The sequence below is a fragment of the Gordonia ajococcus genome, assembly GCF_012974285.1.
GTDB classification, from domain to species: Bacteria; Actinomycetota; Actinomycetes; order Mycobacteriales; family Mycobacteriaceae; genus Gordonia; species Gordonia amicalis.
Genome location: NZ_CP052884.1, coordinates 1,973,277 through 1,986,505 on the forward strand (window position 1 = coordinate 1,973,277; position 13,229 = coordinate 1,986,505).

General features: G+C 68.6%; 11 protein-coding genes. 7 read left to right on the top strand and 4 right to left on the bottom strand.

The annotated features are described in order from the left end of the window. Positions 1-172: 172 nt before the first annotated feature. A complete protein-coding gene (gene mce, locus GAA2_RS09040) occupies positions 173-667 on the bottom strand; it encodes a methylmalonyl-CoA epimerase (RefSeq protein ID WP_191834897.1) in 495 nt (164 codons plus the stop codon). Between the two features lie 85 nt (positions 668-752). On the opposite strand from mce, the gene GAA2_RS09045 reads away from it, so the two are divergent. The 7 genes from GAA2_RS09045 (at position 753) to GAA2_RS09075 (ending at position 6,610) form a co-directional block, all read left to right on the top strand. Beyond that, entirely contained in the window at positions 753-1,955 is a 1,203-nt protein-coding gene (locus GAA2_RS09045; RefSeq protein ID WP_191834898.1) for an acetyl-CoA C-acetyltransferase, read from the top strand. A gap of 70 nt (positions 1,956-2,025) precedes the next feature. Further along, positions 2,026-2,421: a DUF3817 domain-containing protein gene (locus GAA2_RS09050; RefSeq protein ID WP_024499500.1), complete on the top strand. Its 396-nt coding sequence runs from the start codon at positions 2,026-2,028 to the stop codon at positions 2,419-2,421. Between the two features lie 15 nt (positions 2,422-2,436). Beyond that, on the top strand, positions 2,437-2,751 hold the full coding sequence (locus GAA2_RS09055; RefSeq protein WP_191834899.1) for an MTH1187 family thiamine-binding protein: 315 nt from the start codon (positions 2,437-2,439) through the stop codon (positions 2,749-2,751). Continuing rightward, positions 2,752-4,002, top strand: a complete 1,251-nt coding sequence (locus GAA2_RS09060; RefSeq protein ID WP_191834900.1) for an MFS transporter — start codon at positions 2,752-2,754, stop codon at positions 4,000-4,002. A gap of 59 nt (positions 4,003-4,061) precedes the next feature. Continuing rightward, complete coding sequence (locus GAA2_RS09065; protein ID WP_191834994.1) at positions 4,062-5,018, top strand: tetratricopeptide repeat protein; 957 nt, start codon at positions 4,062-4,064, stop codon at positions 5,016-5,018. A 102-nt stretch (positions 5,019-5,120) separates the two neighbouring features. After that, positions 5,121-5,588: a hypothetical protein gene (locus tag GAA2_RS09070; RefSeq protein ID WP_096273810.1), complete on the top strand. Its 468-nt coding sequence runs from the start codon at positions 5,121-5,123 to the stop codon at positions 5,586-5,588. Between the two features lie 119 nt (positions 5,589-5,707). Further along, positions 5,708-6,610, top strand: a complete 903-nt coding sequence (locus GAA2_RS09075) for a DDE-type integrase/transposase/recombinase (RefSeq protein ID WP_232513020.1) — start codon at positions 5,708-5,710, stop codon at positions 6,608-6,610. 51 nt (positions 6,611-6,661) lie between these two features. On the opposite strand, the gene glgB is transcribed toward GAA2_RS09075, so the two are convergent. The 3 genes from glgB to GAA2_RS09090 form a co-directional block, all read right to left on the bottom strand. Next, complete coding sequence (glgB, locus tag GAA2_RS09080; protein ID WP_375295698.1) at positions 6,662-8,929, bottom strand: 1,4-alpha-glucan branching protein GlgB; 2,268 nt, start codon at positions 8,927-8,929, stop codon at positions 6,662-6,664. A 7-nt stretch (positions 8,930-8,936) separates the two neighbouring features. Beyond that, positions 8,937-10,937, bottom strand: coding sequence for a maltotransferase domain-containing protein (locus GAA2_RS09085; RefSeq protein ID WP_159406196.1), 2,001 nt, complete (start codon positions 10,935-10,937; stop codon positions 8,937-8,939). A gap of 152 nt (positions 10,938-11,089) precedes the next feature. Beyond that, positions 11,090-13,198: an ATP-dependent DNA helicase gene (locus GAA2_RS09090; RefSeq protein ID WP_191834901.1), complete on the bottom strand. Its 2,109-nt coding sequence runs from the start codon at positions 13,196-13,198 to the stop codon at positions 11,090-11,092. Positions 13,199-13,229 lie beyond the last annotated feature (31 nt).

Sequence of the window (13,229 nt, forward strand, 5' to 3'; positions counted from 1 at the left end):
GTGCCGGTCTCGGCGTTCTCGGCGACACGGCCTCCGGCGGCGGTGCGTGGACATCCAACAGGGCGTCCACGCGCCGGCGCCGGCGTTCGTCCCGGCATGCCGGCCGGGAGTGAACGGGGAGGAATTCAGTAAGCGCCCGAACGGCTTTCGGTTCGGGCCGGGCGGTCGGTTCTCAGTGTGCGGCGTCGGCGCTCGGCTCGACGAGCTCGAGCAGGACGCCGCCCGCATCCTTGGGATGGACGAAGTTGATCCGGGAGTTCGCGGTGCCCCGCTTGGCGGCGGGGTAGAGGACGCGCACGCCGGCCTCGGTGAGGCGGGCCATGACGGCGTCCACATCGGTCACGCGCACCGCCAGCTGCTGCAGGCCGGGGCCGCTGCGGTCGATGAACTTCGCGATGGTGGACGACTCGTTCAGCGGGGCGAGCAACTGGATCAGCGTGCCACCGTCCGCCGGGCCGACCATGGCCTCCTCGACACCCTGCTCTTCGTTGGTCTCCTGGTGCAGCGTCTCGAAGCCGAGATGCGTCGCGTACCACTTCTTCGCGGCGTCGAGGTCGGGAACCGCGATGCCCACGTGGTCGATGGCCACGACCAGATCGGAGATCAGTGCGGTCGCGCCCTGGGGAGCGGCGGCGGGAGTGCTGGGGTCAGTTGCTGGGGAAGACATGAGACAACGGTAGCGTTGAGCCCAAGAGCGCACAGAGCGGGCGCTCGGTAGCTCCCCTGCAACACACCCCCCGGAGGTTCGTTTCATGTCCCCGAATGCCGACAACACCACGGTCATCGTCGCCGGCGCACGCACCCCCTTCGGCCGCCTCCTGGGCTCGCTGAAGGACTTCAGCGGCGTCGACCTCGGTGCGGTGGCGATCCAGGGTGCACTGGAGAAGTCCGGGGTCCCGGCCTCGGAGGTCCAGTACGTCATCATGGGCCAGGTGCTGACCGCGGGGGCGGGTCAGATGCCGGCTCGTCAGGCTGCGATCAAGGCCGGTATCGGCTGGCACGTCCCGACCCTGACCATCAACAAGATGTGCCTGTCGGGTATCGACGCCATCGCGCTCGCCGACCAGTTGATCCGCGCCGGGGAGTTCGACGTCGTCGTCGCAGGTGGCCAGGAGTCGATGACCCAGGCCCCGCACCTGCTGCCGGGCAGCCGCGGCGGCTTCAAGTACGGCAACACCGAACTCGTCGACCATCTGGCCTTCGACGGCCTGCACGACGCCTTCACCGATCAGCCGATGGGGGCGCTGACCGAGCAGGGCAACGACAAGGACGGCTTCACCCGCGAGCAGCAGGACGAATTCGCCGCCCGCAGCCACCAACTCGCCGCCGCCGCCTGGAAGAACGGCGTCTTCGACGACGAGGTCGTGCCGGTCTCCATCCCGCAGCGCAAGGGTGACCCGATCCAGTTCGCCGAGGACGAGGGCATCCGCGCCAACACCACCGCCGAGTCGCTCTCGGGCCTGCGACCGGCGTTCCGCAAGGACGGCACCATCACCGCGGGCAACTCGTCGCAGATCTCCGACGGCGCTGCCGCCGTCGTGGTGATGAGCAAGGCCAAGGCCGAGGAGCTGGGCGTGACCTGGCTCGCCGAGATCGGTGCCCACGGCGTCGTCGCCGGACCGGACTCCAGCCTGCAGGCGCAGCCGGGCAATGCGATCCTCAAGGCCTGCGACCGCGAGGGCATCGCCCCCACCGACCTCGACCTCATCGAGATCAACGAAGCCTTCGCCGCGGTCGGCCTGGCCTCGACCCAGCAGCTCGGCGTCGACGCGGACAAGGTCAACGTCAACGGTGGCGCCATCGCCGTCGGCCACCCGATCGGCACCTCCGGCGCCCGTATCACCCTGCACCTCGCGCTCGAGCTGCAGCGTCGCGGTGGCGGCGTCGGCGCAGCCGCGCTGTGTGGTGCCGGCGGCCAGGGCGATGCGCTGATCATCCGCGTCCCGAAGGCCTGAGAGATCCGCTGAAGGAGACTTCTACGACACTTTGTCGTAGAAGTCTCCGCCGGCAGGCACAATGGGGAACATGCTGTCTTTCTTCGACCTGACCACACCCGCCAAGCGCTTCCGCTTCGTCGCCGTGGCGGAAGCCATCACCTGGGCGTGGCTGATCGTCGGGATGATCCTCAAGCGTGTCAACGACGACCCCGAGGCCATCGCGCTGCCCGGCGCCACCCACGGCGCCGTCTTCGTGATCTTCGTGATCGTCGCCCTGATCACGGCCTTCCAGCTCAAGTGGAATGCCGTGAAGTGGGAGCTGCCCCTGGGTGGACGCCGCATCGGGATCCCCATCGTGACGCTGCTGGCGCTCGCATCGAGCGTCCCGCCCTTCGGCACGATCGTCTTCGAGTGGTGGGCCAAGCGCAACGGCCACCTCGCCGAACTCTCGGCCGGCCGGTCACCCCAGCAGGCGACCGCCTGATCCGGACGTGATCCATTGATCGTCGCATTCAGCCTCACGCCCTCGGGCGGAACCGCCGTCGACGCCGACGGCGGGATGAGTGCGGCGGTCGCGGCCGCCGTGGAGGTGGTGCGGTCCTCTGGACTCCCGCACCAGACCACCTCGATGTTCACCTATCTCGAGGGCGACTGGGACGAGGTGATGGCGGTGGTCAAGGCCGCTGCCGAGGCCGTCGCCGCCCATGCGCCGCGCGTCGGCCTCGTGCTGAAGGCCGACATCCGTCCCGGCCACACCGACGAACTGACCGGCAAGGTCGAACGGGTGGAACGCCACCTGGGTTCGGGCGCCTGAGTGCAGGTGCCCCAGACGACCGAACCTCGCCGATCCCGGCGGGCGGTCGCCTCGATCTTCGCCCTCAACGGCTTTCTCGCCGCCATGTGGGTGGCGCACATCCCGGTCATCAGCGACCGCACCGGCGTCGGCCACGACGAACTGGGCGGCCTGTTGCTACTCCTGGGCGGCTCCGCTTTCGTGGGCATGCAGGTGTGCGGTCCGCTGATCGACCGCTGGGGTTCCCGGCCGCTCACCGTCGCCGCTGCGGTTGTGCTCGCGGCGGTCATCGTCACCCCGGTCCTGGCCGTCGACACCGTCACTCTCGGCGCCGCCCTCGCGGCCTTCGGTTTCGCCAACGGGTGCCTGGACGTGTCGATGAACGCCCAGGCGGTGGCCGTCGAGCGCGCCTACCGCCGGCCGATCATGTCGTCGTTCCACGGATGGTTCTCCTCGGGGAGCCTCCTCGGCTCCGGAGTGGTGGCGGCGACTCTGTGGGCCGACGTCGGGGTCGTGCCGACCGTCGCGAGTGCCGCCGTCGCCGGATTGGTGGTCGTCGCCGCGGTCGCGCGCGGTCTCGCCGGGCGCGACGAGTCGCCGACGACGTCGACGAACACCTCGTCGGGATCGACGTCGGGATCGACGTGGTGGGACGGCATCGACCGGCGACGACTCGTCCTGCTCGCGATCGTCGCCTTCGGGCTCATGCTCGCCGAGGGCACCGCCTACGACTGGAGCGCCCTGCACGTCGTCGAGAGCTACGGGACCGGTGAGGCGATCGGAGCGATCGCCTTCGGCGCCTTCAGCGCGACCATGACGGTCTCGCGATTCGTCATCGACCCGGTGGTCGCCTCGGTGGGTGCGGTCCGCGTTGTGCGGGTCGGCGCACTCGTCGGCATCGTCGGCATGGCGATCGCGATCGTCTCGCCGGTGCCTGCGCTCGCCGTCGTCGGCTGGGCGGTCTTCGGTGTCGGACTCGCCGGGCTCATCCCGCAGATCTTCACCGCTGCGGGAAATCTCACCGATTCCGCGGGTGGCCGGACGATCTCGATCGTGGTCGGATGCGGATACCTCGGAATGCTCGCCGGACCCGCCGTCGTCGGGTTCATCAGCAGCCGAACATCTCTGAACACCGGCCTGCTCGCGGCACTGGCCGCGCTTCTGCTCGCCGTGTGCCTCGCCGGGGTCGTCCGTCCGCCGCAACGACCGGTGTCCGCGCTGAGCGAACCTCGGTCGTCGCACCCGGGTGGTCGTGCCACACTAGAGGGGTGACGCGACCAACCAATCGTCAGCAGGCCGCCGCGGCGGCCCGTCAGCAGGCTGCTGCCGCCATGGCCATGACCGGTGCCGTCGATCTCGGCGGGATCAAGGACCGGGCCGAAGCTCAACGCGCCCAAGCCCAGCGCGCGCAGGCACAGCGAGACCCGGCCCAGTCCGATCGATCCGACGGTGCCCAACCCGGTACACCGCCTCCCGGTGCGCCGCCCGTGGCATCCGGTGCGAGCGTCATCGACGTCACCGAGGAGACCTTCGAGGCCGAGGTCCTCAACCGGTCGATGCAGCAGCTCGTCGTCGTCGATCTCTGGGCCGAATGGTGCGGGCCGTGCAAGCAGCTATCGCCGGTCCTCGAACGCCTCGCCACGCAGTCCGGCGGTCGCTGGGTGCTCGCCAAGGTCGACGTCGACGCGAATCCCCGTATCGCGCAGGCGTTCCGGGTGCAGTCGATCCCGATGGTCGTCGCGATCGTGCAGGGGCAGCCGGTCACCGCGTTCAACGGCGTCCGGTCCGAGGCCGAGATCACCAGCTGGATCGACGAGATCTTCGCCCAGGTCGGCAACGCGCTCCCGGACGCACCCGCGGATGCGGCCCCCGAGCCGGAGCAGTCCGATCCGCGCATGATCGCCGCCGAGGAGAAGCTCAACGACGGCGACTTCGACGGGGCACTTGCCGCGTATCGCGCCGTCGCCGAAGCCGAACCCGAGAACGTCGAGGCGGCGTCGGCGGCACGGAACCTCGAGTTCATCCTGCGCGCGCAGGCCCACGACCCGAACATCGTCGAGACCGCGTCCCCGCGCGACGTCGACGCACAGCTCGCGGCCGCGGACGTCCTGCTGCTGTCCCAACAGCCCGAGGCGGCCTTCGACCGGATCATCGACGTCGTCCGGGTCACCAACGGCGAGGAACGCACCCGCGCCCGGACACGGCTGCTGGAACTGTTCGAGCTCTTCGACCCGGCGGAGCCCTTCGTCGTGACTGCTCGACGGAAGCTGGCGAGCGCGCTTTACTGATCCGCACACCCACCCTTTTTCGGCAAATCCAGCACCCTCCGACGCATCCTGTCAGGCTGTTTGTGAGACACCTGGCGGGGTGTGCGGGGATCGGAATGTGTGATGACTATCAGTGTCGAGGTCGGCCGAACCCCGAATGGGCAGCGGTCTTACCCGCTTGGTTTCAAGGTCGAGTTTTTGCAGTTGTGGGATGCGGCGACGCTGGAGCGCGGTGGCCGTGCCCGGTTGCTGCGCGAGCATGCTCTGTCGCGGGCCACGGTGCGGGGCTGGTTGCACGCCCGTGATCGGGGAGACTTTGAGGTGTCGATGGTGTCGGCAGCACTCAAGTCGAAAGGATCGCGCCGGGTGGATGCTCAGGAACGAGCCGAGTTGGCGCGGTTACGCGCTGAGAACCAACGGCTACGTAAGAAGGTCGAACAGGCCGAAGCCATTCAAGAGATCATGGGAAAAGCTATCGAGCTCATGGACGGGATCACCGCGAGCTCGACGAGCGAGGAGGAGCAGATCCCACCGGCGTTGATGAGCGCCGAACAGTACCAGCAGTGGCTGCACCGCAAAGGACTGTCCTAGTCGAGACGGTCATCGCGTTGGCCGCAGCTGGGATGACGATCGCGGCGGCATGTGTGTGGGCGGGATTGCCGCGGGCAACGTTTTATCGCCTCACTCGCCGGTATCGGCACTACACACCGGTGACCGATCCGGTCCCGCAGCACGCCCGCCAACAGCCGGCGGCATTGACTGCCGGTGAGCGTGCCCAGGCACGAGCGGTACTCGAAGACGAGCAATACGCCGAGCTGTCAGTGTGCCAAACCTATTGGCGGGCTTTCGATGCCGGTCGGGTGCCGTGTTCGCAGAGCAGTTTCTACCGCATTGCCAAAGCCGAACAGATGACCGGTGATCGCCGCAAAGGCAGGCACGGCGGCGGGTGCGCACGCCCGGCGCCCAAAGCGGTAGCGACGGCGCCGGGGCAGTTGTGGTCCTGGGATGTCACCGAACTCAAAGGACCATCCCGCCAGCGCTACAAGCTGTACCTGGTGATCGATGTGTTCTCCCGCTACCCGGTCGCCTGGCGCATCGAGCACGTCGAGGACACCGCCCTGGCAGTCGACATGTTCGCCGCCGCCTTCACCCGCTACGGCGCCCCGCAGGTGCTCCACGCCGACAACGGGGCGATCATGCGCTCACGCGATCTGCTCGACGCCCTGCAGGCTGCCAAGATCGAAGCCTCGTTCTCCCGGCCCCGAGTCAGTGACGACAACCCGTTCTCCGAATCGCTGTTCAAGACCATCAAATACGACCTGCAGTGTCCCGACCGGTTCGACCACATCGACCACGCCCGCGCCTGGACCGCCACCTTCCTCGCCACCTATGCCGACGAGCATCGCCACAGCGGGTTGGCCTGGCACACCCCGGCCTCGGTGTTCGACGGTACTGCCACCCAGCAGCGGCAGCACCGCCAAACACTGCTCAACCGCCACTACCTGGCCCACCCGCAACGCTTCCGGCGCCCACCCCGGGCCCCGGAAATCCCGACCACCGTCGGGATCAACCACAGAAGAACAACCAACCAAGTCCTGTCTCAGACAGGTTGAGAAATTCCGCTCCGAGGTGGTGACTCTGCCGAAAAAGGGTGGGTTTGCGCGCTAGCGGGGCGCGAGCCAGATGGCGGAATTGGCCGGCAGCATGACCCGCGCCGAGGCGGGGCGTCCGTGATACGACGGCCCATCGGCGGTCACCGCTCCCAGATTCCCCTTGCCCGCGCCGCTGTAGGCGTCGGCGTCGGTGTTGAGGATCTCCTCCCACACCCCGCCCTGCGGCAGTCCGACCTGGTAGTCGACGCGGTCCGATCCGGAGAAATTGAAGATGCAGGCGACGACCGATCCGTCCTCCCCGAACCGCAGGAAGCTGATCACGTTGTTCGCGGTGTCGTTGGCATCTATCCACTCGTAGCCGAGGGGGGTGATGTCCTGCGTGTACAGCGCAGGGGATGACCGGTAGATCCGGTTGAGGTCCGTGACCAGCGTCGATATGCCGGAGTGCAGTTCGCCCTCCCAGCCCTCGAGCTGGTGCCAGTCGAGGCTGCGGTTGTCGGCCCATTCGCCGGTCTGACCGAACTCCTGGCCCATGAACAGCAGCTGTTTACCGGGGTGCGACCACATGTACGCGAGGTACACGCGGGCGCCGGCCGCCTTGGTGAAGGAATCGCCCGGCATCCGCGTCCAGAGCGTGCCCTTGCCGTGGACCACCTCGTCGTGCGACAGCGGCAGCACGAAATTCTCGCTCCACGCGTACATCAGCGAGAAGGTGATCTCGTGGTGATGGAAGCTGCGGTGCACCTGATCCCGCGACAGGTAGTCGAGGCTGTCGTGCATCCAGCCCATGTTCCACTTGAAGCTGAAACCGAGGCCGCCGAGATCGGTCATCCGGGTGACACCCGGCCATGCGGTGGATTCCTCGGCGACGGTGATGACGCCGGGGAAGTGTTTGTGGACCGTCGCGTTGGTCTCCTGCAGGAACTGCACCGCTTCGAGGTTCTCGCGGCCACCGTGGATGTTGGGCCGCCACTGCCCGTCGGGACGTGAGTAGTCCAGATACAGCATCGAGGCAACGGCGTCGACGCGCAGTCCGTCGATGTGGAACTCGCCGAACCAGAACAATGCGTTGGCGACCAGGAAATTGCGTACCTCGTGGCGTCCGAAATCGAAGACGTAGGTGCCCCAGTCGAGTTGCTCGCCGCGCATCGGGTCGGCGTGCTCGTAGAGCGGGGTGCCGTCGAAGCGGGCGAGAGCCCACTCGTCCTTCGGGAAGTGCGCGGGCACCCAGTCGACGATCACCGCGATGCCACGCGAATGCAGATGGTCGACGAGGTACCGGAAGTCGTCGGGAGTGCCGAACCGGGCGGTCGGCGCGTAGTACGACGTCACCTGGTAGCCCCACGAACCGCCGAAGGGATGCTCGGCCACCGGGAGGAACTCGACGTGCGTGAAGCCCTTTTCCACGACGTAGTCGGCGAGCTGGTGGGCGAGTTCGCGGTAGCCCAGGCCCTGACGCCACGACGCCAGGTGCACCTCGTAGATGCTCATCGGTTCGCGCTCGGGCGCGGAGCGCTCCCGGCGCGCGATCCAGGCGTCGTCGGACCAGACGTGCTGCGATCGCGTGACGACCGACGCCGTCGACGGTGGGGGTGTGGTCCGGTAAGCCATCGGATCGGCCTTGTCACGGATCACGCCGTCGGCGCCGTGCACCCGGAACTTGTAGTGCGCGCCGTCGCCGACGTCGGGGATGAACACTTCCCAGACACCGCTGACCCCGACCTTGCGCATGGGAGCCACGCGGCCGGTCCATCGGTCGAAATCCCCGATGACGGCCACGCCGTGGGCGTTGGGCGCCCAGACCGAGAACGCCGTGCCGGAGACCTCGCCGTCGGCGGTCGTGTACGAGACGACGCGGGCCCCGAGGGCCTCCCACAGCGTCTCGTGCCGGCCCTCACTGAACAGGTGGATGTCGATGTCGCCAAGGCTCGGCAGGAATCGATAGCCGTCGGCGACGACGAACTCGGCGGTGCCCGCACCGTCGGGGTAGACGATCCGGTAGCGGTAGTCCATCAGGTCGGCGATCGGCACCGTGACGACCCACAGGTCGTCGGTCTGACGGGTCATGGGGTGGTCGACGCCGCCGATGACCGCCGACACCGACAGGGCGTCGGGTCGTAGTGTGCGCAGGATCGTGCTGCCCCCCGGGGCGTCGTGCGCCCCGAGGAACGCATGCGGGTCGGGATGGGTCAGCGCGTCGAGCCGGCGTAGGTCGTGATCGGACGCCTCGGGGGCGGGGAGGGAACCGGCGGCGAGGGGGCTTCCCGGCGCGGCGGTGCCGGGGGTCGTGGGGGACTCGGGATCTCGACGATCGGTCACGGGCACCTCACTGGATTCGGTAGGCGAGTCGCGCTGCGGTGGCGGGGTCGAGCGGCGGGAGGGCCAGGATGTGGGCGACCGCGCGCCACGGCTCCAGCCGGACGTAGTTGTCCTGTCCCCACCAGTACTCCTCCCCGGTGACCTCGTCGCGGACCGGGAAGTGGTCGTACCACTCGAATCCGAGTGTGGGCAGGTCGAGCCAGACGGTGGAGTCCTCGGCGGCGAACGGGTTGAGGTTGACCACCACCACGACGCGGTCGCCGGAGACCGGATCGATTTTCGAATAGGCGATCAGCGACGGGTTCTCGACGTGGTGGAAGTGGATGTTCCGCAGCTGCTGCAGCGCCGGATGCCGGCGGCGGATCTCGTTGAGCGAGGTGATCCACGGTTCCAGCGACTCACCGCGGCTCGTCGCCGCCTTGTAGTCGCGGGGACGCAGCTCGTACTTCTCGGAGTCCTGGTATTCCTCGCTGCCCTCGGCGACCGCGACGTGTTCGTAGAGTTCGTAGCCGCTGTAGACGCCCCAGGTCGGGGCCAGGGTCGCGGCCAGGGCGGCGCGCAGTGCGAACATGCCCGGGCCGCCGTGCTGCAGGCTGGCGTGCAGGATGTCGGGGGTGTTGACGAACAGGTTGGGACGCGCCTCATCGGCATGATCGGCCAGTTCGCGACCGAACTGCTCGAGTTCCCACTTGGCCGTCTTCCACGTGAAGTACGTGTAGGACTGGGTGAATCCGAGGCGGGCGAGACCGTACAGACGCGCCGGGCGGGTGAACGACTCGGACAGGAACAGCACATCCGGGTTCCGCTTCTTGACCTCGCCGATCAGCCACTCCCAGAAGTTCGGCGGCTTGGTGTGCGGGTTGTCGACGCGGAAGATGTTCACGCCCAGGCCGACCCAGTGCAGGACCACCTGCAGCACGGCCCGATAGATGCCGTTGCGGTCCTCGTCGAAGTTCAGCGGGTAGATGTCCTGGTACTTCTTCGGCGGGTTCTCCGCGTAGGCGATCGTGCCGTCGGGCTGGATGATGAACCAGTCGGGGTGTTCGGTCGCCCAGGGATGGTCGGGTGCGCACTGCAGTGCGAGGTCGAGGGCGACCTCCAGTCCCAGCTCACGCGCCCGCCCGACGAAGTACTCGAAGTCCTCCTCGGAGCCCAGCTGCGGGTGGATCGCGTCGTGGCCGCCGTCCTTCGACCCGATGGCCCACGGCGAGCCGACGTCGTCGGGACCGGCGACCAGGGTGTTGTTGCGGCCCTTGCGATTGACCTCGCCGATCGGGTGGATCGGCGGGAGGTAGACGACGTCGAAGCCCATCCCCGCGATCCGCGGGAGGTCCTCGGCGGCGGTGAGGAAGGTGCCGTGCACCGGGTTGCCCTCGCCGTCCCAACCGCCGGTGGAGCGGGGGAAGAACTCGTACCAGGACCCGAAGAGCGCGCGGGTGCGGTCCACCCACACGCGGTAGGTGCGACTCTTGGTGACCAGTTCCCGGACGGGATTGTCGTGGAGCAGTTCGACGACCTCCTCGGAGATCGCCAGACTCACCCGGTTCTCGACCCGGCGGCGTCGTGCGCGGAGCAGACGCGCGGCGTCGAGCAGGAGTTCGCGGTTCTCGTCGGCGATGTCCTCGGCGGCGCGGGTGAGGATTCGGGCGCCGGTCTCCAGGTCGTTGGCGAGGTCGGCGGCGCCCTGACCGGCGTCGAGCTTCTTGGTGACCGCCGAACGCCAGGTGGTGTACGGATCGCTCCAGGCCTCGATGCGATACGACCAGAAGCCGACCGCGTCGGGGACGAACGCCGCGTTGAAGGTGTCCGGTTCGGGCGACGGGGTCATCCGGATGTCGAGGACGCCGCGACGCGGTGCCTCGACATGGAGCGTGACGCCGATCGCGTCGTGCCCTTCGCGCCACGCCGTGGTGCTGATCGGGAAGAACTCTCCCACAACGGCTTTCGCGGGCTGCTGCCCGGCCGAGACCAGGGGTGCGATGTCATCGATACCCATGCGCCCGATCACTCGAAGCCTCCTCTCGTCAGCTCCCGCGATTGGTCAGGGTGCGTTGTCGGTCTCGCCTGCGTTGGAATCACCGCTACCCAACCTAGTGCCCCGCGTGGGCGATTGTCTCGTCGTACACGGTCGCCGTGCCGGTCGTCTCGCGTCAGGCGTGCTCAGCCCACCGGACGCGGTGCGGCGGTGAGCCGGCTGAGGGCGGACCGGACGACGGCGGGATCGGTGGTCCGCCACATCGGAGGCAGCGAGGCGAGTAAGTAGCCCCCGTATCCGGCCGTCGCCAGCCGGGAGTCGAGCACCGCGACGACGCCGCGGTCGTCGACCGAACGCAGCAGTCGGCCGGCGCCCTGCGCGAGCAGCAGCGCGGCGTGATTCGCCGCCACGGACAAGAAGCCGTTGCCGCCCCGGGCGTCGACCGCGCGCTGCCGTGCGGTCAGCAGCGGATCGTCAGGGCGGGGGAACGGAATGCGGTCGATGAGCACGAGGCTCAGCGACGGCCCCGGCACGTCGACGCCCTGCCAGAGCGACAGTGTGCCGAACAAGCAGGTCTCGGGATCCTCGGCGAAGCGTCTGACCAGGGTCGAGGTGGTGTCGTCGCCCTGACACAGCACCGGGTACTCGCAGCGTTCCCGGATCGCCTCGGCCGCCTCGCGGGCAGCGCGCATCGACGAGAACAACCCCAGCGTGCGCCCGCCGGCGGCATCCACGAGCTGGGCGATCTCGTCCATCGTCCGCGGAGCGATACCCGAGCGATCGGGCCGGGGCAGGTGCCGGGCCACGTAGAGGATCGCCGACTTCGGATAGTCGAACGGGGAGCCCGCGTCGAGACCGGTCCAGCGCGCCGAGCCCGAATCGGAGGGAACCGCCTTACCACTGGCCGTGACGTTGCGGGCGGCCGTCGGGTCGGGGCCCGGTTCGTCGCCCGGCTCGTCGGCGGCGGGACGGTCGGTGCCCCGCCCGGAGGCGGGCAGACCCCAGGTCGCGGCAAGGGCGTCGAAGGAACCGCCGATGGTCAGGGTCGCGGACGTCAGGACGACCGTCGAATTGGCGAACAGCGACGCGCGGAGCAGTCCGCCGACCGACAGCGGCGCGATGTGCAGCACCGGACGGGGTTCGGCGCCGCGTCGGGAGGTGTCGAGGCCGACCCACACCACGTCGCGGCGTTTGGACTCGTCGGGTTCGTCGAAGGCGCCGAGGACGCGGACGACCGTGTCGTGCATGTCGTCGAGCGAGGTGAGGGCCGCCGACCGGGCTGCGGCTGCGCCGTCGTCGCCGGCACCGGGCGCGCGCACCGGCCCGATCGCGGTCCGGGTCTGCCACAACCGGTCACGCAGCATCACCAGAACGGACGTGGCGTCGGGCGGCAGCTGCGTCCACTGTGTCTTCGGCGCCGTCTCCAGGAGTTTCCCGAGTTGCTCACCGGCACCGAGGAGGGCGTCGGCGGTCTCCTCGTCGACGAGTTTGCCGACGCGCCGGGAGACGAGGGCGATCGAGGCCGCCGACAGTTCGTCGGTCGCCACCGAGGTCATCCGGTCGACGAGTTCGTGGGCCTCGTCGATGATCACGACGTCGTGCTCGGGCAGAACGTTGGCCGGGCTCGTCGCGTCGATCGCCAGCAGGGCGTGGTTGGTGACCACCACGTCGACCTTGCCGGACCGGCGGCGGGCCTGTTCGGCGAAGCAGTCCTCGCCGTAGGAACAGTTGGCGGCACCGAGGCATTCACGCGCGGACACACTGACCTGTCGCCAGGCGCGGTCGGCGACACCGGGCACGAGGTCGTCGCGGTCACCGGTCTCGGTGTCGCTGCTCCACTCGCGCAGCCGGGTGACCTCGCGTCCGGTGCGGGACAACTCGAACGGATCGAACAGCTCGGTGTCCGGCTCGTCGGCGGCTCCTGAATGGATCTTGTTGAGGCACAAGTAGTTTCCGCGACCTTTGAGGATCGCGAAGGTGGGTTTGCGGCCGACGGGCTTCGCGAGGGCGCCGGCGAGACGGGGGAGGTCGCGCTCGATCAGCTGCCGCTGCAGCGCGATCGTCGCCGTCGACACCACCACGGTCCGTCCGGTCTCGACCGCATGGCGGATGGCCGGCACGAGGTACGCCAGCGACTTTCCGGTGCCGGTCCCGGCCTGTACGGCGAGATGTTCGCCGGTGTCGATGGCGTGCGCGACGGCCGAGGCCATGGCTACCTGACCGTCACGGCGACGACCGCCGAGCGCGGAGACCGCGGTGTCGAGCAGTTCGGTCACCGGGGGAGTGTTCGACATGTGGTGTTCCGGGGTCCTCGTTCGAGATGGT